Genomic DNA, 24714 nt, shown 5'->3' on the forward strand with positions numbered 1-24714 from the left:
GGATCCTCCTTTGCTGGCCGGAGTCTTACGTCTGCTCCGGGGTCGACGTCCATGTGGTTTGTGCGATATCCTATCTTTGTACGGATATCGCACAAATCGCCGGGGGGAGCTGCCCGGCATGACGGAAGGCAGGACGGCATGAGCCTCAATCAGCGTGACATGATCTCGGGTCTGGCCAAGGGGCTGCGGGTGATCGAGGGTTTCTCGGCAGACCATCCGCGCCAGTCGATCAGCGAGGTGGCCGACCATGCGGGCCTCGACCGGGCCACCGCGCGGCGCTGCCTGCTGACCCTGACAGAGCTGGGCTACGCGGCCCATGACGGCAAGTACTTCACCCTCACGCCCCGGGTGCTGCGCCTCGGCACCGCCTGCCTTGCCACCCTGCCGCTGGCGCAGATGGTCCAGCCCTGGCTCGATCAGCTCTCCGAGCAGCTGGGGGAAAGCTCCTCGGTGTCGGTGCTAGACGAGGGGGAGGTCGTCTACGTCGCCCGCGCCGCACAGCGCAAGGTGATGTCCATCGCGCTGATGCCCGGTTCGCGGCTGCCGGCCTACTGTACCTCGATGGGCCGCGTCCTGCTGGCCGCCCTGCCCGAGCCCGAGCCCGAGGCCCGCGCCCGGCTGTCGGCAATGGTGCTCGAGGCGCGCACACCGCTGACGCTGACCGATCCTGAGGCGCTGATGGCGCGCCTCGCCGAGGTCCGCGCGCAGGGTTACGAGGTCATCGACCAGGAGGTCGAGATGGGCCTCCGTTCCATCGCGGTTCCGGTCTTCGATGCCCATGGTCGCACCGTCGCGGCCCTCAACCTCGGCCTGCCCGTCCGCGACACCCCGCTGGACGAGATCCCCGCCCGCTACTTGCCGGCCCTCGAACATCTCCAGGCCGAGCTGAAGCGGGTCCTTCGGTAAAGGCTCTTCGCCGTATCCGGAAGGCCACACGAAGAGACGGGAGGGGGCGTTGCCCCCTCGGCCGCCTGCGGCGCCCTCACCCCCGAAGTATTTTCAGCCTGGTGATGATGCAGTGGGGCAGTGACAGGGGGGCGGCCTCCTTCCCGGCCAGGAGCGTACCACGCCCTCAATGGGAAAGTAGGTCAAGCAGGGGGCATCGTCCCGCAACATCACCAGGCTGAAAATACTCCGGGGGACTCTCCGCAGGAGATGGGGGCAGAGCCCCCTCTTCCTCCTCTACGTGTCGCCTTTGGGCGACGGAGCCCTTCACAGCGTCAGCGCCGAGGCCTCCACCACCGCTTCCATCGCCACATAGGTCGAGGTCGAGGCCATGTGCGGCAGGGCCGAGATCACGTCGGCCATGATCTGCCGGTAGTGGATCATGTCGCGCGAGCGGACCTTCAGCAGGTAGTCGAATCCCCCCGCGATCATGTAGCATTCCTCTATCTCCGAGACCCGGCGCACCGCCGCGTTGAACTCTTCCAGTGCCTTCTGGCGGGTGTCCGACAGGCGCACCTCGACGAAGCTGACATGGGTGAGGCCCAACTTGATCGGCGATAGGCTGGCCCGGTAGCCGGTGATCACTCCGCCGTCCTCCAGCGCTTTCAGCCGGGCGGCGACGGGGGTTTTGGACAGGCCGACCCGGCGCGCCAGTTCGGTCACCGGCAGGCGGGCGTTGTCGGTCAGGGCGGCCAGGATCTTGCGGTCGGTAGGGTCGAGGGTTTCCGTGCTCATTGGCTGCATATCCTGCTGATAAAAGTCTGAACGCCTGCAGTATCTCATCTCTTTGGTCGGATCGGCCAGAGGCAACCTGATAGAACCGGCAAAAGCCCGAAGGGAGACCCGGATGCAGGACCAATCGACAGACCGCCTTTTCGCCACCTTGGAAGGGGCTGCCAAACATGCCGACGAGGCCGCGCTGACCGCCTCGCTGGTGCGGAATGCCGGGTTGAGCGATCAGGCGCGGGCGATGATCTCGCACCGCGCTGCCGAACTGGTGCGCGAGATCCGCAGCAGCCAGCGGCCGACACTGATGGAGCATTTCCTGGCTGAATACGGTCTTTCCACTCGTGAGGGCGTGGCGCTGATGTGCCTGGCCGAGGCCATGCTGCGGGTGCCGGACAAGCTGACCATCGACGCGCTGATCGAGGACAAGATTGCCCCCTCGGACTGGTCGTCGCACGTGGGGCGCGCCTCGTCTCCGCTGGTCAATGCCTCGACCTGGGCGCTGATGCTGACCGGCAAGGTCCTGGACGACGAAGGGCCCCGCATGGCCGCCACCCTGCGCGGCGCCGTCAAGCGCCTGGGCGAGCCGGTGATCCGTACCGCCGTCGGTCGCGCGATGAAGGAGATGGGCCGCCAGTTCGTCCTCGGCGAGACCATCCAGAAGGCCATGGAGCGGGCGAAGGCCCGGGAATCCCAGGGCTATACCTACAGCTACGACATGCTGGGCGAAGCCGCGATGACCGCCGGCGATGCCGCCCGCTATGCCCGCGACTATGCCGATGCCATTGCTGCCATCGCCCATGGCTGCACCCATGCGGCGGTGAAGGACAACCCTGGCATCTCGATCAAGCTCTCGGCCCTGCATCCCCGCTACGAGGTCGCGCAGGAAGACCGCGTGATGGAGGAGCTGGTGCCCGTGGTCTCGGGCCTCGCCCGCAAGGCGCGCGCCGCCGGCATGGGGCTGAACATCGATGCCGAGGAGCAGGACCGGCTGGTCCTGTCACTGAAGGTGATCGAAGCCGTGCTGAAGGATCCCGAGCTGGCCGGCTGGGAAGGCTTCGGCGTTGTCGTGCAGGCCTATGGCAAGCGCGCCGGGGCCGTCATCGACTGGCTCTACCGGACCGCCCGGAAATACGACCGCCGCCTCATGGTGCGGCTGGTCAAGGGCGCCTACTGGGATACCGAGATGAAGCTGGCCCAGGTCGAGGGGCTGGAGGACTTTCCGCTGTTCACCTCGAAGGTGGCCACCGATGTCTCTTATATCGCCAACGCCAGGAAGCTGATCGGCTATGCCGACCGGATCTATCCGCAGTTCGCCACCCACAACGCCCATACCGTCGCCGCCGTCCTCGAGATGGCCGAGGGGATCGAGTACGAATTCCAGCGCCTGCACGGCATGGGCGAGCGGCTGCATGACATCGTGATCAGGCAGGGCAACGGTCGCTGCCGCATCTATGCTCCCGTCGGCGCCCACAAGGACCTGCTGGCCTACCTGGTGCGTCGCCTGCTGGAAAACGGGGCCAACAGCTCTTTCGTCAACCAGATCGTCGACGAGGACGTGACGCCCGAGGAAATCGCCCTGGATCCCTTCGACGCGCTGGCCGGTGCGAAGGCGCCGCAGGGGCTTGAGCATCCGCGCGCGCTGTTCGGCGAGGGGCGGCGCAATTCGCGCGGGTTCGATCTGACCGACGAAGAGGTGCTGGCCGGGATCTACGCCGTGCGCGACGTGCAGATCCCCGATGCCGGTCCGCTGGTGGCGGGGGTCGTGTCGGGCACCGCGCGGGATGTGGTGAACCCTGCCGATGGCTCCGTCGTGGCGCAGGTGAGAGAGGCCGACGAGGCCTGTGTCGCCGGGGCCATCGCCGCCGCCGCGCCCTGGGACGCCAGCCCGGACCAGCGCGCCGTGGTGCTGAAACGCGCCGCCGATCTCTATGAAGCCAACTTCGGTCTCTTCTTCGCTGCCCTGGCGCGCGAGGCAGGCAAGACGCTGAACGACTGCGTGGGCGAGCTGCGCGAGGCCGTCGACTTCCTGCGCTACTATGCCAACGAGGGCGCCCGGCGCGAGGATGCCCCGCGTGGCATCTTCACCGCGATCAGCCCGTGGAACTTCCCGCTGGCGATCTTCACCGGCCAGGTCTCGGCCGCGCTGGCGGCGGGCAACGGCGTGCTGGCCAAGCCGGCCGAACAGACCTGCCTGACCGCCGCCATTGCCGTGCGCCTGCTGCACGAGGCCGGGGTGCCGGCCCCCGCGCTGCAGCTGCCTGCCCGGCGATGGCCGGGTCGGTGCGCTGCTGACCGCCTCGGACCGGGTGCAGGGCGTCGCCTTCACCGGCTCGACCGAGACGGCGAAGATCATCCGCCGGGCCATGGCCGGGGCGATGACCCCCGACGCCCCGCTGGTGGCCGAGACCGGCGGGCTGAACGCGATGATCGTCGACAGCACCGCCCTGCCCGAGCAGGCGGTACGCGATATCATCGCCTCGTCCTTCCAGTCGGCGGGGCAGCGGTGCTCGGCCCTGCGCTGCCTCTACTTGCAAGAGGATATCGCGCCGCAGATGATCGAGATGATCAAGGGCGCCATGGACGAGCTGCGCGTGGGCGATCCCTGGCAGCTGTCGACCGACGTCGGCCCGGTGATCGACGAAGAGGCGCGCAGCGGCATTGCCGACTATGTCGCCGGGGCGCGCGCCGCCGGGCGCCTGCTGCACGAGCTGCCGGTGCCCGAGGGCGGCACCTTCGTCGCCCCCACCCTGCTGCAGGTCGGCGGCATCGAGGAAATGGAGCGCGAGATCTTCGGCCCGGTGCTGCATGTCGCCACCTTCAAGGGGCGTGATCTGGGCAAGGTGATCGCGGCGATCAATGCCACCGGCTTCGGGCTGACCTTCGGGCTGCACACCCGCATCGACACCCGCGTGCAGGAGGTGACCGAGGCGATCCACGCCGGCAACCTCTACGTCAACCGCAACCAGATCGGCGCCATCGTCGGGTCTCAGCCCTTCGGCGGCGAGGGGCTGTCGGGCACCGGGCCGAAGGCGGGCGGGCCGAACTACCTCGACCGCTTCCGCGCCGCGCCGGCGCCGATGGCGGGCGAGATCGACGGTCCGGTCAGTGCCGACCGGCTGGCGCAGAAGCTGGCGGGCGTCTCCGAGGGTGCGCTGGTCAGCGAGCAGCTGATGCCCGGCCCGACCGGAGAGCTGAACCGCCTTGCCGCCTACCAGCGCGCGCCCCTGCTCTGCATGGGGCCGGGACCTGAGGCCGAGGCCGCCCAGGTCGCTGCCGTCGAGGCGCTTGGCGGGCAGGCCCTGGCGGCCGGGGGTGTTCCCGAGGCCAGTGTGCTGGAAAGCCTTTCGGGGATCTCGGGGGCGATGTGGTGGGGGGCACCGGATCAGGCCCGCGCCTATGCGCAGGCGCTGGCGGCGCGCGAGGGCGCGATCCTGCCGCTGGTCACCGGCCTGCCCGACCGTGGCCATGCCCTGCACGAACGGCATCTCTGCGTCGACACCACCGCGGCAGGCGGCAATGCCGCGCTGCTGGCCGGTGACGCCGAGTAGGCCGCCCCGCCGAAGGGCCCGCAACCGACCCCGAACCATGCCCCGCAGCGCCGTCGCGCCGCTGCGGGGCCCTAGCCCAGGTCGTAGCGCTTCAGCACCTTGTCGAAGACCGATCCGTCGGCCATCACCTTGCCCTCGATCCGGCCCCAGTCCTCGAAGCCGCGCGACTGGTAGTAGGTCAGTCCCGAGGCATTGTCGGCGCGGATCTCGGCATTGATCCAGGCATAGCCCCCTGCCCGCGCGGCCTCTTTCGTTGCCAGAAACAGTTGCGAGCCGATCCCCAGCCCGGTGCGCCCGACCCGCGCAAAGGTGGCAATCTGCGCCACCTCGGGGCCCAGATCGCCATGCGGTTCGACGTACTGGAAGCCGAGGATCCCGCCGTTCTCGTCCTCGGCGACGTGCCAGATCGCGCGGGGGTCCGCCTGCAGCCACTCGGCCAGCTCCGCACCGGTGACGGGCCGCGTCATGGCGGTGGTGCCGCCAATGGAGATGACCTCGTTCAGCAGCTCGGCCATCTGGGTGCAGTCGAGCCGCCCGGCCCGGCGGATGTGGAGAGTGGTCACTTGTCTTCTCCTCTCGGGGTGGCGTTCATGGGCCATCGGCGGCGAAGGTGGAGGCAAAGCGCATGGGCGTCCAGTTCAGAACGGTGGAATTCTGGTACGGCGTGGCCTTCGGCCTGTTCGTCGCCTCGGCGGGGGCGGTGATGATCCTGGCCGGTTTCAGCCTGTCGACGCCCGAGTACTGGGGCGCGGTGGCGACGATCAGTGCGATACCTGTGACGATCTTTGCGGCGTTGGTGCCCTGCTGGTCGCCCGGTACCAGATGGAGCAGGTGCGGCGGCAGGATCTAGAGGCTGCGCGGGCGGCGTTGCCGCTTACCTTAGTGGAGATAATAGACATCGCTCGCGGCTTTGCGAAGGACTTGGTGGCCCAGAAGATCCCAAACACCGACTCTCGGTCATCTACAGTACATAGACTTCCGGAAATCACGAAGAGTTTGCAGGACTGCATTCGAGTTGCAGACGGGCCAGCTCGGTCTTGGCTCAAGATCCTTATCTTGCGACTTCAAACCTCGCTAAGTAGGTCCGAAGACGGTCTCTACATTGTTAGCCAAGAAGACTGGCAATCCGAAGCGTTCGCTCGATCGAGGGCGCAGATGCTATGTGACTGGGTAGTGATTTCGGTTCTCGCTGAACACCTATTTGAATTCGCGCGCCACGACAGCACTCCAGCTAATTTGAATGTGGACCGGTTCGCTAGGAGAATTGATGTCCCCTTCTGGGTACGGATGGCACAAGGAGTTGTCTATGAGTTGGGTGTTGGAGAAGACAAGCGGGTACTCCGCGTAGCGAAAGAACAGGCCGAAGCGACCGCAACAAGGTTGGCGCCAGGGGACCTTGATGCGTTCTGGAAGGCGTTTGGATCCTAGACCTTCCGCGCCTCAAACTTGCTTCAGCAGTTCCGCATGGCGGGCGGTGAACTCGTTGCGGGTCTCGACGGGGGGGCGCAGGACGATGTCCAACCCCTCGATCAGCGCCGGATCGGGGCGGCCGAAGAAGCGCGTCGCCTCGGCTTCCGAGAATCCGGCGATCTGCGTCGCCTCCATCCAGGCCGAGACCTTGTCGGCCTTCTTGATCCGCTGCTTCAGCCGTACCGGTGTCTTGGCAGGCAGGCCGAACCGGATGTGGATGGCCGAGGTCAGGCGGTCGTCCAGCTGTCCGTAGTCGGGGCCGACGGCGGCCTTCACGGGGCTGATCATGTCGCCGATCACGTATTCCGGCGCGTCATGCAGCAGGGCGGTCAGCAGCTCGGCCGGCTTGGCGGTGACCCACATGCGGCGGAACAGCGCCTCGACCAGCAGCGAGTGCTCGGCCACGGAATAGGCGTAGTCGCCGCGCGTCTGGCCGTTCCAGCGCGCCACGAAGGCCAGCCCGTGGGCGATGTCCTCGACCTCGATATCCATCGGCGTCGGGTCCAGCAGGTCAAGCCTGCGGCCGGAAAGCATGCGTTGCCAGGCGCGCGGTTGTTTCATCGGAGATTCCTTTCGCCCTTCACCTAGGCCGCCCCGCCGGGGCTGTAAACCTGCCGCGGATGGGCGGAGGCGGGCTCGGCGGTGAACCCTCGGGCCCGGGTCGCCGGAGGGGCCGAACCTTTGTCATAAAAGGCATACAGGCGCCGCCATTGTCCCTTTCCCGCAGCGCTGTTAAGCACGTCACAACTTTTATGCCCAAAAGATCCGGGGCAAGCTGCAAGGAGCGGAACGGATGACCCAGGACTACATCGTCAAGGACATTGCCCTGGCCGACTATGGCCGCAAGGAGCTGGATATCGCCGAGACCGAGATGCCGGGCCTGATGGCCTGCCGCGCGGAATTCGGCGAGACGAAGCCGCTGAAGGGCGCGCGCATCGTCGGCTCGCTCCACATGACGATCCAGACCGCCTGCCTGATCGAGACGCTGGTGGCGCTGGGCGCCGATGTCCGCTGGGCCTCGTGCAACATCTTCTCGACCCAGGACCACGCCGCCGCAGCGATCGCTGCCGGGGGCACGCCGGTCTTCGCCATCAAGGGCCAGAGCCTGGAAGAGCACTGGGATTACCTCGACCGCTCGTTCCAGTTCGAGGACGGGCCGAACATGATCCTGGATGATGGCGGCGATGCGACGCTCTATGTCCTGCTCGGCGCCCGGGCGGAGGCGGGCGAGGATATCATCCCCGTCCCGACCTCCGAGGAAGAGGCCGTGATCAAGGCGCAGATCGCCAAGCGCATGGCGGCAAGCCCCGGTTGGTTCACCAAGGTGCGCGACCAGATCGTCGGCGTTTCCGAGGAAACCACCACCGGCGTGCATCGCCTTTACGAGCTGCACAAGCAGGGCCAGCTGCCCTTCCCGGCGATCAACGTCAACGACAGCGTCACCAAGTCGAAGTTCGACAACAAGTACGGCTGCAAGGAATCGCTGGTCGACGGCATCCGCCGCGCCACCGACGTGATGATGGCTGGCAAGGTCGCCGTGGTCTGCGGCTACGGTGACGTGGGCAAGGGCTCTGCCGCCTCGCTGGCCGGGGCCGGCGCCCGCGTGAAGGTGACCGAGGCCGATCCGATCTGCGCCCTGCAGGCGGCCATGGACGGCTTCGAGGTGGTGCTGCTGGAAGATGTGATCGCCGATGTCGATATCGTCATCACCACCACCGGCAACAAGGATATCGTCCGCATCGAGCACATGCGCGAGATGAAGGACATGGCGATCCTCGGCAACATCGGCCACTTCGACAACGAGATCCAGGTCGCCGCGCTGAAGAACCACAAGTGGACCAACATCAAGGAACAGGTGGACATGATCGAGATGCCCTCGGGCAACCGCATCATCCTGCTGTCCGAAGGCCGCCTGCTGAACCTCGGCAATGCCACCGGCCACCCCAGCTTCGTGATGTCGGCCTCGTTCACCAACCAGGTGCTGGCGCAGATCGAGCTGTTCACCAAGGGCGACCAGTACGGCAACGAGGTCTACATCCTGCCCAAGCACCTCGATGAGAAGGTCGCGGCCCTGCACCTGGCCAAGGTCGGCGCCAAGCTGACCAAGCTGACCCCCGAGCAGGCCGCCTATATCGGCGTCGCGCCGGAGGGTCCCTTCAAGCCGGACCATTACCGCTACTGAGCGGATCGGTAACCAGGGTGTAGGCGCGGGGATTTCCCCGCGCCTTCTTCTTTGGCCGGGTGAGACGGGGGCAGTGGTGGTGGGCGCGCGGGACAGGACCGGGGCGCCTGTGGCCCGCATGGCGTTACGGGGGCCAGCCCCCGCACCCCCCGGAGTATTTTCAGCCTGGTGATGGGCATTCCGCCGCCCGGCGCGGCCGGAGAGCTTGAACGGGCGCCGTCGCGCACCACGTCAGGGGGATGAAACATGCCCTGCGCCCTGCCCTGCTCTGCCTTCTGCTGCTGGTCTCGCCGGCGGCGGCCGAAGAGCTGTCGGGCGATGCCTCGGGCCAGGGGGCAAGCCAGGGGTCTGCCCTTGGCTACGGCAGTGCCTACCAGCAGGAGCGGCTGCGGATCGAGCGCGAGCGGGCCGAGGCCCTGCGCAGCGGAGATGCGGCGGAACTGGCCGATCTGGACCGGCAGCGGCGCTTGCTCAGGCTGCGCCTGCAGGATGCCCTTCGCCCGCAGATCACCCCGGGCCGCATGCCGCCCAAGGGCAGCACCTCGGGGCTGAAGATCCCGGGCATCACCTCTCCCTGAACCGCGAGGGGCCCCGGCGATGCGGGGCCCCTAAGGTCGTCCTGCGCCGGCTGGAAATCTCAGCCGAACTTCTTGATTTCGCCCGACTTCAGACGCGACCAGTAGGAGTTCAGCTCGGCCTTCACCACCGGCATCAGGAAGTAGAGGCCGACGATGTTCACCAGCGCCATGGCGAAGATCGCCGCGTCTGAGAAGTCGATCACCGGACCCAGGCTCATGGCCGCGCCGATGATGACGAAGAGGCAGAAGATGATCTTGAAGGACAGCTCCTGCGACTTGCCTTCCCCGAAGAGGTAGGTCCAGGCTTTCAACCCGTAGTAGCTCCAGGAGATCATCGTCGAGAAGGCGAAGAGGATCACCGCGATGGCCAGGAGGTAAGGGAACCACGAGATGTTGGCTCCGAAGGCCGCCGAGGTCAGCGCAACGCCCGATGCATCGCCCAGGGTCTCGATCCGGCCCGAGGCTTCGGACCAGACGTAAAGTCCGGTTTCGGGGTCCTGGATCAGCACGCCGGTGATGATGATCACCAGGGCGGTCATGGTGCAGATCACCACGGTGTCGATCAGCGGTTCAAGCAGCGACACGAAGCCCTCGGTGATCGGCTCCTTGGTGCGCACCGCCGAATGGGCGATGGCGGCAGAGCCGACGCCGGCCTCGTTCGAGAAGGCGGCGCGCTTGAAGCCCTGGATCAGGGCGCCGACGAGACCGCCCGCGACGCCCAGCCCGGTGAAGGCTCCGGCGAAGATCTGGCCAAAGGCCCAGCCGATCTTGTCGAAGTTCATCAGCAGGATGATCAGGGCAGCACCGACGTAGATGACGCCCATGAAAGGCACGACCTTCTCGGTCACCTGGGCGATGGACTTCAGGCCGCCCACGATCACCGAGAAGACGATGGCCGCGAAGATCACGCCGGTGATCCAGCCGGGATAGTCGCCGACGATATTGGTGAGCTGCGCATGGGCCTGGTTGGCCTGGAACATGTTGCCGCCACCGAACGCGCCGAGCACGCAGAAGATCGAGAACAGCACCGCCAGCACCTTGCCCAGCGTCGCCTTGCCTCCGGTCATGCCCTTGGACAGGTAGTACATCGGACCGCCCGAGACCGTACCATCGGCATATTCGTTGCGGTACTTCACCCCCAGGGTGCATTCCGTGAATTTCGACGCCATGCCCAACAGGCCGGCAAGGATCATCCAGAAGGTCGCGCCCGGGCCGCCGATCGAGACGGCCACTGCCACACCGGCGATATTGCCCAGGCCCACCGTGCCCGACAGCGCCGTGGCCAGCGCCTGGAAGTGGCTGACCTCGCCCGCGTCATCCGGGTCGGAGTACTTGCCCGAGACCAGCGCGATGGCATGCGGGAAGGCGCGGAACTGGATCAGCCCGAAGTAGATGGTGAAGATCGTCGCCGCGACCACAAGCCAGAGCACGATCCAGGGAAAACTGGTGCCCGGGATCGGCGAGAAGATGAAGCTGACGAAGGGCCCGGTGACGGCGCCCACGACGGAGTTGATGGTCTCATCCACCGAGGCCTGTGCGGCGGCGGGGCAGAGCAGCCCTGTGGCGAGGGCGAGGGGTCTTGCAATGGGTTTCATGTCACGCTCTCCTCAGGGTACGATGACGGTGGGGACGGGGGCAATCTGCGCCAGCCCCAGCGGGACCGAGCCGAAGACCCGTGCGGCGACGGAATTGCTGCCGGAGCGGCCGACGAAGATCATCGCGGCGGATTTCGTCCGGGCGATCTCGGCGATCAATTCCACCACCTGGCCGTAGCGCATCTCGCCCGTGGCGGTCACACCGGCGGCCGAGGCCTTCTCGACCGCGGGGTCGATGATGGCGCTCTTGGCACGGGCCAGCTCTTCCTTGCGGCGAGCGTGGCGCTCTTCCACTTCCTGGGGGGTGAGGAAGGAATAGGGCGACCATTCCAGCACATGCACGATATGCAGCGCCGCCCCTTCCTTTGTTGCCCGCGCGATTGCGTAGTCCAGCAGGCTGCCGGAGTCGTCATCGCCCTCGTAGGCCACGACGAAGAGTTCCTGTGACATTCTTCTTCTCCCTGTTCCGGCCCCGTCATTGGCGAAAGCAGTGATAGCGAAGCTGCGGGGCCTCTTTGCGCAGTCTGATGCCGCTGAGCATCAGCCTGACCAAGGCCGGAGCGAATGTCATTCAATTTTTACAATGCGGATCCGGCTTTCAGTCAATTCCGGCGCAAATCTCCCTTCGCGGCAATTAGATCACCCGCTTTGCGGAAATGGGGTTACGCTTTCCGGGCGTCGATACGGCGCCCAATTGAGTCAAAGGGAGTGTTTCATGGGTAAGAGAGATGATCTGATCGCCAAATATGCCGCCGATCTGAAGGAAAAATGCGGCGTCGAGCCGGATATGGACCTGCTGACCAAGGTCACCATCGGCTGTGGTCCGGCGATCTACAATGCCGATGCCTCTACCGTCGCCGCCAGCCAGCCGGCCGAGCTTGAGACGGTCAAGGCCAATTTCCTGGTCAAGAAGCTGGGCCTGGCGGACGGGCCGGAGCTGGATGCGGCCATTGCCAAGGCGATCGAGACCTACGGCAAGTCCGAGCGGCAGAAGTACCGCGTCGTCCTCTATTACCTGCTGGTGACCCATTTCGGAAAGGCCGGCGTCTACGCCTGACGCAGCCCGGGAAAGGTGGCATTTGAGCCATTCGGAATTTGGCCTGGGCGGCGAAAGCTGGTACACCCTTGTTCAAGGCCAGGATGGCCCGGACCTTTCTCAGAGATCACGTGTGGTGCGTAGGGAGCACGTGGGGTAACGGAGGGTTCGGCCTGTGCCTGCCCTCCGTTTTTACGTTCAGATCCGGGTGCAGTTCGGTCGCGATTTCGGCGCGGTTTCCCGCGTATCGCGGTTCGGGTGACTGCGGGCCCGGCGCCGGTCGGATGCACGGGCAGGGGCGGGGCAGATGTCACCCGGCTCCCTTGGAAGAGGCCCAGCACCGGGCCGATCGCGCTGCAGCCCAGTCCCGCTTTGCCAGCGACCGGCAGGCCCAACTTCAGAGGCGTTGCGCACAGGCGTTGTTCATGGCCATCCAGGGCGTGATGAAGAAAACGCCGACTCCCCGGCCGACCAGCGGGCTTTTCCCCGCCATTGCCAGCATGTGACGCATCATGCCGGCGACCAGCAGCATGGTGACGACGCCGATCACGAGAGGCATAGGACCGGCATTCACCGGCTTGCCGGTCTCGACGCAGGCGATGCCTGCCGCCTTGGTCCAGGGGCTGGAATGGCTCATGTACCAGGCGATGCCGGCGGCGAAATCTGCGACGGCGGCAAGGATGACAGGGAGAACGACCATGATGTTTCCCTGGTTGACCCTAGGGAAGAGTGCCTCAGGGCGCGGAAATCTCCGAGCGGTTTCGCGGGGCCACGGTCCAGGGGCCAGGGGACGCGCGGGCGCACTTGCCGCCGGACAGCGACCGGGCGACGGGGCCGGTCCGGCCGAAGTTTGCGGCGTTCCCGCCGGGCGACCCGGTGGGGCTTAGCCTTTTCGCTGCCTTGTAGATTCACCGCAAATGCAAATGGCGGGGTGGGAGGCGCTCCGCTCGTTTCCAGCGGAGAGTCCCCCAGAAGTCCTTTCAGCCTGGTGATGAACGGGTCAGTCGGCCTCGGTATCACCCAGGGCGCAGACGCGGCGCCATTCGGCCTCGGTCACCGGCTGCACGGAGAGGCGGGAGTTCTTCACCAGCACCATGTCCGACAGCTGGGGGTCGGCCTTGATCTGGTCGAGGGTGACCGGCGTGGTGAAGGGGCGCACGGCCTTGATGTCCACGCATTCCCAGCGGGGGTCGTCGGTCTTGCTGTCCGGGTGGGCCTCGGCGGTGACCTCGACGATGCCGACCACCTGCTTCTCGTTCACCGAGTGGTAGAAGAAGCCCCGGTCGCCCAGGGCCATCTCTCGCATGAAGTTGCGCGCCTGGTAGTTGCGCACGCCGTCCCATTCCTCGCCCGCGTCCCCCCTGGCGACCTGGGCATCCCAGCCCCAGGTGGCGGGTTCGGACTTGAACAGCCAGTAGCGCATCAGAGCCCCACCACCTGCTTGAAGCCCTTGATCTCGACCGAGGCGAAGAGACCGGCCTTGGCGTATGGATCGCCGGCGGCCCAGGCCTCGGCGGCGGCCATGTCGGGCAGGTCGAGGATCAGCATCGAGCCGCACATGTTGCCGTCGCCGTCCAGCATCGGGCCACCGAAGGTGCCGGCGTTGGTCTCTTTCAGGTAGGCCAGGTGGGCGTCGCGGTTGGCCTTGCGGATCTCGAGAGCGCCGGGCTTGTCATGGGCGATCAGGATGAATGTCACGGGGTTTCCTCCTTCAGGGGGCGGGCAAGAAGTTGCGCCATGGCAGTTTTCACATCCAGGCGGGCATCCACAAGTCCTGTCACGACGGCGGTGATGGGCAGGTCCCAGCCGCGCGACCGGGCCAGGGCATCGGTGGCCCGCGCGGTGGCAGCGCCCTCGACGGTGACGGCCGGATCGAAGACCTCTCCGCGCCCGATGGCCAGGCCCAGGCGGTAGTTGCGCGAGCCCTCCGAGGTGCAGGTCAGCGCCAGGTCGCCGAAGCCCGACAGGCCGGCAAGCGTTTCGGGGCGGGCACCAAGGGCGGCGGCCATGCGCGACATCTCGGCATAGCCCCGGGTCATCAGCGCGGCGCGGGCGCTGTCGCCCAGCCCGGCGCCGATGGCGGCGCCACAGGCGATGGCCATGACGTTCTTCAGTGCGCCGCCCAGTTCCGCCCCGGTGACATCCGAGGTCCGGTAGAGCCGCAGGTGCGGCGCGATCAGCTGCGCCTGCAGCGCCTCGGCCTCGGCACGGTCGGCGCAGGCCAGGGTCAGCGCCGTCGGCAGGCCGCGGGCGATATCGGCGGCAAAGCTGGGGCCCGTCAGCAGGGCGACGGTGGCCCCGGGCAGGGTCTGGGCCAGTACCTCGGAGGGGCGCAGGCCGGTCGACAGCTCGATCCCCTTGCAGCAGAGCACGAGGGTTCGTTTGGCGAGGGCCCCGGCGAAACGGGTCGTGACCTCGCGCAGGGTCTGCATGGGCACGGCCAGCAGCACCGGGCCCTCGGCAGGCAGGGCGGTGATGTCGCCAGAGCAGGAGAGGGCGGGGTCAAGCGTCACGCCGGGCAGGCGCGGGCAGTGGCGCTCGGCCTGCATCTGCGCCATGCTCTGCGCATTGCGCCCCCAGAGCCAGACCGGGCTGGTCGCCGCGAAGGAATTGGCCAGCGCGGTGCCGAAGGCACCTGCTCCGATCACCGAGATCATGCCTTGGCCCCCTTCTTGCCCGAGCCCAGCAGGGCGGGGGCGCGTTTGTCCAGTGGCCAGCGCGGGCGGGCGGCCAGGGTCATATCGTCCCGCTGTCCGGCGGCGAAGCGTTCCAGCCCCGCATAGGCGATCATCGCGCCATTGTCGGTGCAGAGCGCCAGCGGCGGGGCGGTGAAGGTCACGCCATGCTCGGCGCAGAGGGCGGTCAGGGCGCTGCGGATCGGCGTGTTGGCGGCGACCCCGCCGGCGACGGCCAGCACCGGACGGGAAGGGGCCTCGGCCAGGTAGAGCTGCAGGGCGCGGGCGGTCTTTTCGCGCAGAACGTCGACCACCGCCTGCTGGAACCCGGCGCAGAGGTCGGCGCGGTCGGTGGCGCGCAGGCTGTTGTCCTGCATCAGGGCGTCGCGTTCGCGCAGCAGGGCGGTCTTGAGGCCGGAAAAGGACATGTCGCAGCCGGGCCGGTCCAGCAGCGGGCGCGGGAAGCGGAAGCGTTTCGCATCGCCGTCGCGGGCGCAGGTTTCCACGGCGGGGCCGCCGGGCTGGGGCAGGGCCAGCAGGCGGGCGGTCTTGTCGAAGGCCTCGCCCGGGGCATCGTCGATGGTGCCGCCGAGGCGGGTGAACTGTTCAGGCCCATGCACCAGCAGGAACTGGCAGTGCCCGCCAGAGACCAGCAGCATCAGGTAGGGGAAGGCCACGCCGTCGGTCAGCCGGGGGGTCAGCGCGTGGCCCGCAAGGTGATTGACCCCGATCAGCGGCTTGCCGGTGGCCGCCGCCAGCCCCTTGGCGCACATGACGCCCGACAGCACCCCGCCGATCAGTCCCGGCCCGGCGGTGACGGCGATGGCGTCGATCTGCGCCAGCGTGACCTCGGCCCTGTCCAGCGCGCGGGCGACCACCTGGTCGAGGCGCTCGGCATGGGCGCGGGCGGCGATCTCGGGGACGACGCCCCCGAAGGCGGCGTGCAGTTCGGCCTGGCCCTCGACCTGCGAGGACAGCACCTCTGCCGTTCCGGGCAGGCCGCGGACCACGGCGGCGCCGGTGTCGTCGCAGCTGCTCTCGATACCCAGAAGGGTGAGGGGTGCGCCCATGGCCGCCTCATTGAAATGTTGTCCTGCCGCAGGTAACACCGGGAGGCCGCGCAAACAATGGCACGGCCGGCCGGAGCGTCCCATGCCCCAGATCCTGATCACCCGCCCCGAGCCCGAGGCCAGCGCCCTTGCCGCAGAGCTGGCGGCGCTGCATCCGGGGGTGCGGCTGGTCGTCTCTCCGCTGCAGGGCATCCGCTTTCACGACATCCCCCGGCCTGACGGCGTGCCCGTCTTCACCTCGCGCAACGGGGTGCGGGCCTACCTGCGCGCCGGCGGGCAGTCGCTGCAGGCATGGTGCGTCGGTGATGCCACCGCCGCGCTGGCCGAAGCGGCCGGCATGCAGGCGATTTCGGCCGGAGGCGATGCCGAGGCGCTGATCGCCCTTCTGCTTGAGCGGCGTCCCGAGGGGCCACTGGTGCATGTCCGCGGCGCGCAGCATCGCGGTGAGCTGGTGGCGCGGCTGGCCGCCGGGGGGCTGAGGATCGGGGCCGTCGAGGGCTATGCGCAGGTGCCGTTGCCGCTGTCCGAAGAGGCGCGCGCCGCGCTGCTGGGGGCGATGCCGGTCGTCGTACCGCTCTACTCCCCCGGTGCCGCACGGCGCTTCGCCGAGGCGCGCCAGGGCACCGCTCCGCTGCTGATCGGTGCGATCAGCGCCGCCGCCCTGGCCCCCGTCAAGCATTTGGAAACCTTCCGCCGCTCCCATGCCGCCCAGCCGGATGGCGAATCCATGCTGAAGCTGATCTCTGGACTTATCGCCGCGGCGCATCAGCTTGAGGCAGAGGGAGGCGAGGACTAAGTTGAAGACGACAGCCGCGCTATTTGGCAAGAATCGAAGGGTTTGATCATTGGCAGAGACCAGGGACGACGAGACCGCAAAGCCCATCCAGCCAGAGGCCGCCCCCGATGCGACCCCGAGCGAGGCCGTGGAAACGGATGCGGGGAGGCTGCCCGAGCATGATCCGCGTGAGGCGTCCAGTCTGACGGCACCCGAGCACGACCCCAGAGAGGAAGCGCCCGCACTGGTCGCACCGGTGCATGATCCGGCCGGGGACGCCCCGACCGAGGTGCTGATCGAGGAAGAGCTGGCCGACCCGGACGAGGAAAGCCCGATGGCCGCCGGGGACGATGCGCTGCCGCAGGATCCGCCTGCACCTGCGTCGCAGCCCGAGGCGCCGCGCCGCAACACCTTCCTGCCTGCGGTGCTGGGCGGCGTTGTCGCTGCCGGGCTTGGGTTCGGGGCCGCGATGATCGCCTTCCCGCCCGTCGACGGCACCGCGCTGGAACAGGCGCAGGCCGAGCAGGCCGCGCGGCTCGACGATCTTGCGGCACAGCTTGAGGCCGGTCCCGACCTGTCCTCTCTCGACGATCTGGGCGGCAGCCTGTCGACGCTTCAGGGCACGGTCGAGGCGCTGGACGGGCGCCTCTCCGATATGTCTGAAACCCTCTCTGCGCTTTCCGCGCGCGTTGATGAGCTTGAGAAGCAGCCGCTGGCGGAAAGCGTCTCGGACGAGGCGATTGCCGCCTATGAACAGGAACTTGCCGGGTTGCAGCAGGCGATGCAGGACCAGCGCGCCGAGATCGAGCAGATGGTGGCCGACAGCCAGTCGCTGCGCGCCGATGCCGCCGCCACCGCCCGCGACACCCAGGTGCGCGCCGCGCTGGTGCGGTTGAACGGTTCGCTGTCGGATGGCTCGTCCTTCGAGGCGCCGCTGAAGACCCTGTCGGAACTGGGGCTGGACATCCCCGCGACGCTGGAAGAGCGTGCCGCCGCCGGGATCCCGACCCTGGCCAGGCTGCGCAACGATTTCCCGGACGCCGCCCGTGATGCCTTGGCCGCGACCCGCGACGGCAGCCTTGGCGGCTCTTTCGGGGATTTCCTGAAGAACCAGCTGGGCGCCCGCTCTCTTACGCCGAAAGAGGGCGATGACCCCGATGCGATCCTGTCGCGGGCCGAGGCCGGCCTGAACGACGGCGACCTGGCGCAGGTGCTGGTCGAACTGGACGGTCTGCCGGAACCGGCCCTGGTGGCGATGGATGACTGGCTGGCCCTCGCCCGGACCCGTGCCGAAACGCTGGACGCCGCCGAGGCGCTCTCGGCGCAGACGAAGTAAGGAACCGACATGCTCTGGTCACTTGTAAAGATCCTCGTCTTCGTCGCCCTCGTGGGGGCCGCCACCTTCGGTGCCTCCTACCTGCTGGAACTGGAAGGCGGCGTGCGCATCGCCCTCGGCGCGACCGAGTTCAACCTGACCCCGATCCGCGCCGTCATCGGCCTGCTGCTGCTGGTGCTGGCGATCTGGCTGCTGATGAAGCTGGCCGGGCTGCTGATTGCCCTGCTGCGCTTCATCAACGGCGACGAGACCGCGCTGAGCCGCTATTTCGACCGCAACCGCGAACGCAAGGGCTTCAACGCGCTTGGTGACAGCCTGATGGCCCTGGCCTCGGGCGAGGGGCGGCTGGCGATGTCCAAGGCCCAGAAGGCCGAGAAATACCTCGACCGTGCCGACCTGACGACCCTGGTCATCGCCCAGGCTGCCGAGGTGGCGGGCGACCGGCGCCGCGCCGAGGAGGCCTACAAGAAGCTGGTCACCGACGAGCGCACCCGCTTTGTCGGCGTGCGCGGCCTGATGAAGCAGAAGCTGGCCGACGGTGATACCGAAAAGGCGATGAAGCTGGCCGAGAAGGCCTTCGCGCTGAAGCCGCAGCATGTCGAGGTGCAGGACACCCTGCTGAAGCTGCAGGCCGCATCGGCCGACTGGAAGGGCGCCCGGGGCACCCTGAAGGCCAAGCTGCGCCATGGGGCCCTGCCGCGCGACGTGCACAAGCGCCGCGATGCGGTGCTGGCGCTGAGCGAGGCGAAGACGGTGATCGCCGAGGACAGCTCGATCGAGATGCGCGAGGCCGCGATCGAGGCCAACCGCCTGTCGCCCGACCTGATCCCCGCCGCCTGTTTCGCCGCCCGCGCCTATGCCGAGCAGGGCAAGCCGAAGTATGCGACCCGGGTGCTGAAGAAGGCCTGGGAGGCCTCTCCGCATCCCGACCTGGCCGCCGCCTTCGCCGCGCTCGAGCCGGACGAGAGCGCCGCCGAGCGGCTGAAGCGCTTCAAGCTGCTGACCCGCATCCACCCTGAGCACCGCGAGACCCGGCTGCTGCTGGCCGAGCTGCTGATCGCCGCCGAGGACTTCCCGGCGGCGCGGCGTGCCCTCGGTGACCTGGCGACCGAAAAGCCCGATGCCCGTGCGCTGACCATCATGGCGGCGATCGAGCGCGGAGAAGGCGCCTCGGATGCGGTTGTGAAGGGCTGGCTGACCCGTGCGGTCGCCGCGCCCCGAGGGCCCCAGTGGACCTGCGAGAACTGCCACCATATCCACGCCGAATGGGTGCCGGTCTGCGAACATTGCCAGGCCTTCGACACGCTTGCCTGGCGCGATGCCCCGGCGGGCGACTACCAGACCCCGATGTCCCAGCACATGCTGCCGCTGATCGTCGGCCGGGTGGACGAGGGTGTCGCGGACCTGCCGGTGGCCACCACGCCGCCGGAACCGCAGGAGGCCGCGCCGGTCGAGATCACCGAGGCCGAGGTGCTGCCCCCCGAGGACAGCCTGGAAGAGAGCCGCGGCCGCAACGGCTGAGGCGTCGAATTAGCGCTTTTCCAAGTGGCGCCGGGGTGCTATAGCCCCGGCCCACGAGGAGCCCGAAAGGCCCCCTCGCCGGAAGGTCGCCGCTGTAGCTCAGCTGGTAGAGCACGTCATTCGTAATGATGGGGTCGGGGGTTCGAGTCCCTTCAGCGGCACCACCTTCCCGAAACCTCCTCACCGACAGACCACACCCGCGCAAGCGAAAGGCCCCGTACCGGAGAGCGGCAGGGGCCTTTGCGGAGGGACCTCGTGATGCGGTGCGGGCCTAGCCGGCGGCGGTGGCCTCTTCGAAGCGCGGGGCGACGTCCTGGCGCCAGTACTCTGTATCGTCACGCAGCACCTTCAGCGCCTCGTCGAAGGTTCCGGCAACCATGGCTGCCCAGAATTTGCGCAGCGTCCCGATGATCTGCTCCATCCGCCGTTCCGTGTGATCGGTGTGCAGCAGGGCCGAGACGATATAGAGATGCCGGTAAAGCGACAGGATCTGCCCGGCCAGGAAACGATTGCTGAGCCGCGTGGTCATCCGGGTGCGGAAGGCCAGCAGGCTGTTGGCGAACTCAAGCTTTCCGGCAGTGTCGATACTGTCGATATCGCCCAGGATTTCCTTGAACAGGGCCGTATCCCCATGGGTGCGGAAGTCCTGCACCATGGCCTGGTCCAGCCACTGCTTGGCATCATAGAGATCGCTGATTTCCTTGGGCGTGTAGTTGGTTACGTAGAACCCCTGGCGCGGCTTGCTGATCAGCACGCCCTGGCCCTCGAGCTCTCGTGCCGCCTCGCGCACCGGGCCGCGACTGACACCGAAGCTGTTGGCCAGGTGCACCTCGTTGAGGCGCTGGCCCGGCTTCAGCACGCCCGCGGCAATCAGGTGCATCAGCTCTTCGCCGATGCTCTCCGACAGCCTGACGGACGACAGTTGTATTTTCTCGATGGAAGTCATGGTCCGCATCACTTGAGCCCATATCCTTTTGCGCGTCAATCAACTGCAGGAATTTTGCTCGACAGTCAACTGTTGACAGTAAAATGACTCACTCCTAAGCTCCACCTCACCCCGGGCAGGTGGCCCGGCAAATGTGCGGAGAGACCTTCCTTGTCCCACGGATCTTCACGAGCCCCCCGATCGCAAGCCGACCCGGCCGGGGCCGGAAATCCCCGGTGCGGGTGGCCGCATGACCCGTCCTGAGGCCCGGCAGAAGGCGTCAGGCGACCAACATGGAGACGACAGAATGAAGAGACGCGATTTCAACACCCTGCTGCTGTCGGGGCTGGCGGCTGGCGCCTCGGGGGTTCCGAACCTCTGGCACGACGGCATGGCCTATGCCCAGACCGAAGGCGGCGGGCTGACCGCGCTGCTGACCCCGGAACCGCCGATGCTGGTCCTGCCGCTGAACCAGCAGCAGCCGACCATCGTGGCCGGTTCGAAGATCTACGAGGGCCTGCTGAACTTCGACTTCGACCTGAACCCGATTCCGCAGCTGGCCGAAAGCTGGGAGATCTCGGACGACGGTCTGACCTACACCTTCCACCTGCAACAGGCCGCCAGGTGGCATGACGGCACCCCCTTCACCGCTGATGACGTGGTCTTCTCCTGCCAGGTCATGCTGATGGAGCTGCACCCCCGCGCCCGCGGCAACTTCGAGCGCTGCGAGAGCATCACCGCGCTGGACGCGCATACCGTGCAGTTCGTGCTGAAAGAGCCCTTCGCACCCTTCCTGAAGGCCTTCGAGGCCGGGTCCGCCCCGATCAGCCCCAAGCACATCTACGAAGGCACCGACTACGCCAACAACCCGGCCAACGATCACCCGATCGGCACCGGTCCGTTCATGTTCAAGGAATGGGTGCGCGGCTCGCATATCCACCTGGTGGCGAACCCCGACTACTACGTCGACGGCCAGCCCGGCCTGACCGAGATCTTCTTCCGCATCGTTCCCGACGCCGCCTCGCGCTCGGTCGCGCTGGAATCCGGCGAGGCGCAGCTGTCGAGCTGGAATGATGTCGAGATGTTCGACGTCGACCGCCTTGCCTCGCTGCCGCACCTGGCGAAGACCAGCCAGGGCTACGAGTTCTTCTCGCCGCTGCTTTGGTATGAACCCAACCTGCGCCGTGAACCCTTCAACGACCTGCGCTTCCGCAAGGCGATGATGCACCTGCTGGACAAGTCCTTCATCGTCGAGCGCATCATGTTCAACCAGGCCAAGGCGGCCACCGGGCCGCTGTGCTCGACCACGCCGTTCTATGAAGGCGACGTGCCGGACTATGCCAAGGACGCCGAGGCGGCCGCGGCCCTGCTGGACGACATGGGGCTGGCCCCGGACGCCGACGGCATCCGCGCCCGGATCAGCTTCCTCGTGGTGCCCGCCGGCGAGATGTGGACCCGCCTGGCCGAGTACTTCCGCCAGGCCATGGCAGCCGGCGGCATCGAGGTGACGCTGGTCTCGACCGACATGGCGGGCTGGGGTCAGGCCGTGTCGAACTGGGATTTCGACATGACCAACAACCTGCTCTACCAGAACGCGGACCCGGCGCTTGGCGTGGCACGAAGCTACATCAGCTCGAACATCCGCCAGGGCGTGCTGTTCACCAATACCGAGGGCTACGAGAACCCCGAGGTCGACCGGCTCTTTGCCGAGGCCGCCGTGGCGCTGGATCCCGCCGAGCGGCAGCGCCTCTACTCGGAGGTGCAGAAGATCCTGGTGGCAGAGCTGCCGGTTCTCTGGGTGGCCGAACAGCAGTACCCGACGCTTTACGACAACCGGCTGACCGACGTGATCGTCACCGGCACGGGCGTCAACGGCAACTTCGCGACGGCCCGTTACGCCTGATGACCGTCGTGAAGTCCATTCTTGGCAAGGTGACGGGGATCGCGTTCGCGATCCTCGTCATCGCCTCCATCAACTTCGCGCTGGTCCATTCGGCCCCCGGTGACCCGGCGCTTGTCATCGCCGGCCAGTCCGGCGCCACCGATGCCCAGTTCATCGAGCAGATCCGCCGCGACTATGGCCTCGACCAGCCCTGGTACGTGCAATACGCCAGCTACCTGAAGAAGGTCGTCACCCTCGATCTCGGCTATTCGATCCGCCAGCGCGCCGATGTCAGCGCCCTGATCCTGGAGCGCCTCGGCCCGACCCTGCTGCTGACCATCTCGGCCTTCCTTCTCTCGCTGATCGGAGGCGTCTTCTTCGGCGCCCTCGCCGGTCTGCGCCAGGGCAGCTGGAAGGACCTGGCGATCTCGCTCGTGGCGCTGATCCTCTATGCCACGCCGGTATTCTGGCTGGGCCTGATGCTGGTGCTGGTCTTCTCGATCAACCTCGAATGGTTCCCCGCCTTCGGCTATGCCAACATCCGCGCCGCCAGCTTCAGTACGTGGCACTATGCCCTGGATGTCGCCCATCACCTCGTGCTGCCCGCGCTGACCCTCGCGGCGATCTACATGGCGGTCTACACCCGCCTGATGCGCGCCTCGCTGATCGAGGTCGCCCACGAGGATCACGTCAAGACCGCCCGCGCCAAGGGCCTGACCGAGGGCCGCATCCTGCGCGGCCACATGCTGCGCAACGCGGCCGGTCCGGTGATCACCTTCGCCGGTCTTCAGGCCGGGGCGCTGATCGGTGGCGCCGTGGTGGTCGAGACGGTCTTCTCCTGGCCCGGTCTGGGGCGGCTGACCTTCGATTCGGTCACGGCGCGGGACTATCCCGTCCTGCTGGGCCTGTTCCTGGTCATGTCGATCCTGGTCATCGCCATCAACCTTCTGACGGATCTTATCCACCGCCTGGTCGATCCCCGTATCGGCGCGCGATAGGAGCTTCGAAAATGTCCCAATTCCTCAAGACCTTCCTGCGACGGCCGGCAGGGGCGGTCGGCCTGACCCTGCTGGTGCTGGTCGCGGCCATGGCGATCTTCGCGCCGCTGATCTATCCCGCCTCCCCCTGGGAAATGTCCGGCATCCCCTTCAGCCGCCCCGGCGAGAACGGCATGCTCATGGGCGCCGATACCCTGGGCCGCGACATCGCGGCGGGGGTGGTGCATGGCGCCCGTGTCTCGATCGTCATCGGCATCGCCTCGACCCTGACGGCGCTGCTGATCGGCGTGACGCTGGGCTGTATCGCCGGCTACGCGGGCGGCATGGTCGACGGTGCCATCGTGCGCTTCACCGAGATCTTCCAGACCATCCCGAACTTCGTGCTGGCGATCCTGCTGGTGGCGATCCTGACCCCCTCGATCGGGACCATCATCCTGGCCATCGGCCTGGTCAGCTGGCCGCCTCTGGCCCGCCTGACCCGGGCGCAGGTGCGCAGCGTCTCGACCCGTGAATTCGTCCAGGCGGCGCGCTGCCAGGGCCAGTCGACGCTGTCGGTGGTGGTGCGCCACGTGCTGCCGAACGCGGTCTCCCCGATCATCGTGCTGGGCGCGATGACCGTCGCCGCCGCCATCCTGATCGAGGCCGCCCTGTCCTTCATGGGCCTTGGCGATCCCAACTTCATGAGCTGGGGCTACATGATCGGCGCCGGGCGCACGGTGATCCGCCAGGCCTGGTGGATGAGCGTCTTCCCCGGCCTGGCCATCCTGACCACCGTCATCGCCATCAACCTGGTTGGCGAGGCGCTGAACGATGCCCTGAACCCGAGGATCTCGCGCGCATGACCTCTGCCCTGCTGAACATCGAAGAGCTGGTGCTGGCCCTGCCGAACAGCTCGGACCGGGCCCATGCGGTGGACCGCGTCAGCCTGACCATCAACCCCAACGAGATCCTCTGCCTGGTGGGCGAGAGCGGCTCGGGCAAGTCTATGACCGCCCATGCCATCCTTGGCCTGCTGCCCCCCAAGGTGCGCCCGACCGGCGGTGCCATCCGCTTTCAGGGCGAGGACGTGCTGGAGATGAGCGAGAAGCGCCTGCGCAGCCTGCGCGGCGGCGAGATCGCGATGATCTTCCAGGAGCCGATGACGGCGTTGAACCCGCTGGCCCAGGTCGGCCGGCAGGTGGCCGAGACGATCCAGACCCACGACCCGGCGCTGCCCGCGCGCGAGGTCGAGGCACGGGTGCAGGAGCTGTTCGAACAGGTCGGCCTGCCCGACCCCAAGGCGCTGGCACGGGCCTATCCCTTCCAGCTCTCGGGCGGCCAGCGGCAGCGGGTGATGATCGCCATCGCCCTGTCGAACAACCCGAAACTGCTGATCGCGGACGAGCCGACCACGGCGCTGGACGTGACCACGCAGCGCCAGATCCTCGACCTGATCAAGAAGCTTCAGGC

23 protein-coding genes, 1 tRNA gene and 1 pseudogene are annotated in these 24714 nt (G+C 67.3%); 14 read left to right on the plus strand and 11 right to left on the minus strand.

The genetic code is table 11. From position 1 onward, the window contains the following. The first annotated feature begins 138 nt into the window (after positions 1-138). Complete coding sequence (locus OS124_RS0114965; RefSeq protein ID WP_010140563.1) at positions 139-906, plus strand: IclR family transcriptional regulator domain-containing protein; 768 nt, start codon at positions 139-141, stop codon at positions 904-906. Positions 907-1212: 306 nt separating this feature from the next. Here the strand turns inward: OS124_RS0114965 and OS124_RS0114970 are convergent, their stop codons facing one another. Beyond that, positions 1213-1680, minus strand: a complete 468-nt coding sequence (locus OS124_RS0114970) for an Lrp/AsnC family transcriptional regulator (RefSeq protein ID WP_010140564.1) — start codon at positions 1678-1680, stop codon at positions 1213-1215. Between the two features lie 112 nt (positions 1681-1792). Here OS124_RS0114970 and putA point away from each other — a divergent pair. Then, positions 1793-5222: pseudogene (gene putA / locus OS124_RS24825) on the plus strand (bifunctional proline dehydrogenase/L-glutamate gamma-semialdehyde dehydrogenase PutA). A gap of 71 nt (positions 5223-5293) precedes the next feature. Here putA and OS124_RS0114980 read toward each other — a convergent pair. Continuing rightward, positions 5294-5785: a GNAT family N-acetyltransferase gene (locus OS124_RS0114980; protein WP_010140565.1), complete on the minus strand. Its 492-nt coding sequence runs from the start codon at positions 5783-5785 to the stop codon at positions 5294-5296. A 62-nt stretch (positions 5786-5847) separates the two neighbouring features. On the opposite strand from OS124_RS0114980, the gene OS124_RS0114985 reads away from it, so the two are divergent. Continuing rightward, positions 5848-6072: a hypothetical protein gene (locus OS124_RS0114985; RefSeq protein ID WP_010140566.1), complete on the plus strand. Its 225-nt coding sequence runs from the start codon at positions 5848-5850 to the stop codon at positions 6070-6072. A 590-nt stretch (positions 6073-6662) separates the two neighbouring features. On the opposite strand, the gene OS124_RS0114990 is transcribed toward OS124_RS0114985, so the two are convergent. After that, a complete protein-coding gene (locus OS124_RS0114990; RefSeq protein WP_010140567.1) occupies positions 6663-7253 on the minus strand; it encodes an HD domain-containing protein in 591 nt (196 codons plus the stop codon). 232 nt (positions 7254-7485) lie between these two features. On the opposite strand from OS124_RS0114990, the gene ahcY reads away from it, so the two are divergent. After that, positions 7486-8874, plus strand: coding sequence for an adenosylhomocysteinase (ahcY, locus tag OS124_RS0114995; protein WP_010140568.1), 1389 nt, complete (start codon positions 7486-7488; stop codon positions 8872-8874). A gap of 239 nt (positions 8875-9113) precedes the next feature. Continuing rightward, complete coding sequence (locus OS124_RS0115000) at positions 9114-9452, plus strand: hypothetical protein (protein WP_010140569.1); 339 nt, start codon at positions 9114-9116, stop codon at positions 9450-9452. A gap of 59 nt (positions 9453-9511) precedes the next feature. Here the strand turns inward: OS124_RS0115000 and OS124_RS0115005 are convergent, their stop codons facing one another. Both OS124_RS0115005 and OS124_RS0115010 read right to left on the minus strand, forming a co-directional pair. Further along, positions 9512-11047: an alanine/glycine:cation symporter family protein gene (locus tag OS124_RS0115005; RefSeq protein WP_010140570.1), complete on the minus strand. Its 1536-nt coding sequence runs from the start codon at positions 11045-11047 to the stop codon at positions 9512-9514. 12 nt (positions 11048-11059) lie between these two features. Beyond that, on the minus strand, positions 11060-11497 hold the full coding sequence (locus OS124_RS0115010; RefSeq protein ID WP_010140571.1) for a universal stress protein: 438 nt from the start codon (positions 11495-11497) through the stop codon (positions 11060-11062). 265 nt (positions 11498-11762) lie between these two features. Between OS124_RS0115010 and OS124_RS0115015 the strand changes: the two genes are divergently transcribed. Then, complete coding sequence (locus OS124_RS0115015; protein ID WP_010140572.1) at positions 11763-12104, plus strand: DUF2853 family protein; 342 nt, start codon at positions 11763-11765, stop codon at positions 12102-12104. Positions 12105-12480: 376 nt separating this feature from the next. Here OS124_RS0115015 and OS124_RS24830 read toward each other — a convergent pair whose 3' ends face one another. From OS124_RS24830 to tsaD, 5 genes are all read right to left on the minus strand, one after another. Then, positions 12481-12783, minus strand: a complete 303-nt coding sequence (locus OS124_RS24830; RefSeq protein ID WP_010140573.1) for a DUF1761 family protein — start codon at positions 12781-12783, stop codon at positions 12481-12483. Between the two features lie 300 nt (positions 12784-13083). Then, positions 13084-13506, minus strand: a complete 423-nt coding sequence (locus OS124_RS0115025; protein ID WP_010140574.1) for an EVE domain-containing protein — start codon at positions 13504-13506, stop codon at positions 13084-13086. Further along, entirely contained in the window at positions 13506-13781 is a 276-nt protein-coding gene (locus OS124_RS0115030) for a YciI family protein (protein ID WP_010140575.1), read from the minus strand. The genes OS124_RS0115025 and OS124_RS0115030 overlap by 1 nt, the downstream gene beginning before the upstream one ends. Continuing rightward, positions 13778-14740: an NAD(P)H-dependent glycerol-3-phosphate dehydrogenase gene (locus OS124_RS0115035; protein ID WP_010140576.1), complete on the minus strand. Its 963-nt coding sequence runs from the start codon at positions 14738-14740 to the stop codon at positions 13778-13780. The genes OS124_RS0115030 and OS124_RS0115035 overlap by 4 nt, the downstream gene beginning before the upstream one ends. Continuing rightward, the gene (gene tsaD / locus OS124_RS0115040; RefSeq protein WP_010140578.1) at positions 14737-15828 is read right to left on the minus strand and encodes a tRNA (adenosine(37)-N6)-threonylcarbamoyltransferase complex transferase subunit TsaD; all 1092 of its coding nucleotides are present in this window, start codon (positions 15826-15828) and stop codon (positions 14737-14739) included. Before tsaD ends, OS124_RS0115035 begins: the two co-directional genes overlap by 4 nt. A gap of 82 nt (positions 15829-15910) precedes the next feature. Between tsaD and OS124_RS0115045 the strand changes: the two genes are divergently transcribed. The 4 genes from OS124_RS0115045 (at position 15911) to OS124_RS0115060 (ending at position 19624) form a co-directional block, all read left to right on the plus strand. Further along, positions 15911-16624, plus strand: coding sequence for a uroporphyrinogen-III synthase (locus tag OS124_RS0115045; protein WP_010140579.1), 714 nt, complete (start codon positions 15911-15913; stop codon positions 16622-16624). A 49-nt stretch (positions 16625-16673) separates the two neighbouring features. Beyond that, on the plus strand, positions 16674-17939 hold the full coding sequence (locus OS124_RS24835; RefSeq protein ID WP_010140580.1) for a COG4223 family protein: 1266 nt from the start codon (positions 16674-16676) through the stop codon (positions 17937-17939). 9 nt (positions 17940-17948) lie between these two features. Further along, the gene (locus tag OS124_RS0115055) at positions 17949-19460 is read left to right on the plus strand and encodes a heme biosynthesis protein HemY (RefSeq protein WP_010140581.1); all 1512 of its coding nucleotides are present in this window, start codon (positions 17949-17951) and stop codon (positions 19458-19460) included. Positions 19461-19548: 88 nt separating this feature from the next. Continuing rightward, a tRNA-Thr gene (locus tag OS124_RS0115060) sits at positions 19549-19624 on the plus strand. Between the two features lie 107 nt (positions 19625-19731). On the opposite strand, the gene OS124_RS26150 is transcribed toward OS124_RS0115060, so the two are convergent. Further along, entirely contained in the window at positions 19732-20415 is a 684-nt protein-coding gene (locus OS124_RS26150; RefSeq protein ID WP_010140582.1) for a GntR family transcriptional regulator, read from the minus strand. A 277-nt stretch (positions 20416-20692) separates the two neighbouring features. Between OS124_RS26150 and OS124_RS0115070 the strand changes: the two genes are divergently transcribed. The 4 genes from OS124_RS0115070 to OS124_RS0115085 form a co-directional block, all read left to right on the plus strand. Then, positions 20693-22288 (plus strand): ABC transporter substrate-binding protein, encoded by a 1596-nt coding sequence (locus OS124_RS0115070; protein ID WP_010140583.1) that lies wholly within the window; start codon positions 20693-20695, stop codon positions 22286-22288. Continuing rightward, positions 22288-23265: an ABC transporter permease gene (locus OS124_RS0115075; RefSeq protein WP_010140584.1), complete on the plus strand. Its 978-nt coding sequence runs from the start codon at positions 22288-22290 to the stop codon at positions 23263-23265. Before OS124_RS0115070 ends, OS124_RS0115075 begins: the two co-directional genes overlap by 1 nt. A gap of 11 nt (positions 23266-23276) precedes the next feature. Beyond that, positions 23277-24107 (plus strand): ABC transporter permease, encoded by an 831-nt coding sequence (locus OS124_RS0115080; protein ID WP_010140585.1) that lies wholly within the window; start codon positions 23277-23279, stop codon positions 24105-24107. Beyond that, positions 24104-24714, plus strand: a 611-nt coding sequence (locus OS124_RS0115085) for an ATP-binding cassette domain-containing protein (protein ID WP_010140586.1), incomplete at its 3' end; no start/stop codon positions are given. The genes OS124_RS0115080 and OS124_RS0115085, both read left to right, overlap by 4 nt.

It is taken from the genome of Oceanicola sp. S124 (assembly GCF_000220565.1).
Lineage (GTDB): Bacteria > Pseudomonadota > Alphaproteobacteria > Rhodobacterales > Rhodobacteraceae > Pseudooceanicola.

Coding starts and splice junctions, on each gene's coding strand:
- OS124_RS0114965 (WP_010140563.1), top strand. CDS start 139: ATGAGCCTCAATCAGCGTGACATGATCTCGGGTCTGGCCAAGGGGCTG.
- OS124_RS0114970 (WP_010140564.1), bottom strand. CDS start 1,680: ATGAGCACGGAAACCCTCGACCCTACCGACCGCAAGATCCTGGCCGCC.
- OS124_RS0114985 (WP_010140566.1), top strand. CDS start 5,848: ATGGGCGTCCAGTTCAGAACGGTGGAATTCTGGTACGGCGTGGCCTTC.
- OS124_RS0114990 (WP_010140567.1), bottom strand. CDS start 7,253: ATGAAACAACCGCGCGCCTGGCAACGCATGCTTTCCGGCCGCAGGCTT.
- ahcY (WP_010140568.1), top strand. CDS start 7,486: ATGACCCAGGACTACATCGTCAAGGACATTGCCCTGGCCGACTATGGC.
- OS124_RS0115000 (WP_010140569.1), top strand. CDS start 9,114: ATGAAACATGCCCTGCGCCCTGCCCTGCTCTGCCTTCTGCTGCTGGTC.
- OS124_RS0115005 (WP_010140570.1), bottom strand. CDS start 11,047: ATGAAACCCATTGCAAGACCCCTCGCCCTCGCCACAGGGCTGCTCTGC.
- OS124_RS0115010 (WP_010140571.1), bottom strand. CDS start 11,497: ATGTCACAGGAACTCTTCGTCGTGGCCTACGAGGGCGATGACGACTCC.
- OS124_RS0115015 (WP_010140572.1), top strand. CDS start 11,763: ATGGGTAAGAGAGATGATCTGATCGCCAAATATGCCGCCGATCTGAAG.
- OS124_RS24830 (WP_010140573.1), bottom strand. CDS start 12,783: ATGGTCGTTCTCCCTGTCATCCTTGCCGCCGTCGCAGATTTCGCCGCC.
- OS124_RS0115025 (WP_010140574.1), bottom strand. CDS start 13,506: ATGCGCTACTGGCTGTTCAAGTCCGAACCCGCCACCTGGGGCTGGGAT.
- OS124_RS0115035 (WP_010140576.1), bottom strand. CDS start 14,740: ATGATCTCGGTGATCGGAGCAGGTGCCTTCGGCACCGCGCTGGCCAAT.
- tsaD (WP_010140578.1), bottom strand. CDS start 15,828: ATGGGCGCACCCCTCACCCTTCTGGGTATCGAGAGCAGCTGCGACGAC.
- OS124_RS0115045 (WP_010140579.1), top strand. CDS start 15,911: ATGCCCCAGATCCTGATCACCCGCCCCGAGCCCGAGGCCAGCGCCCTT.
- OS124_RS0115055 (WP_010140581.1), top strand. CDS start 17,949: ATGCTCTGGTCACTTGTAAAGATCCTCGTCTTCGTCGCCCTCGTGGGG.
- OS124_RS26150 (WP_010140582.1), bottom strand. CDS start 20,415: ATGCGGACCATGACTTCCATCGAGAAAATACAACTGTCGTCCGTCAGG.
- OS124_RS0115070 (WP_010140583.1), top strand. CDS start 20,693: ATGAAGAGACGCGATTTCAACACCCTGCTGCTGTCGGGGCTGGCGGCT.
- OS124_RS0115075 (WP_010140584.1), top strand. CDS start 22,288: ATGACCGTCGTGAAGTCCATTCTTGGCAAGGTGACGGGGATCGCGTTC.
- OS124_RS0115080 (WP_010140585.1), top strand. CDS start 23,277: ATGTCCCAATTCCTCAAGACCTTCCTGCGACGGCCGGCAGGGGCGGTC.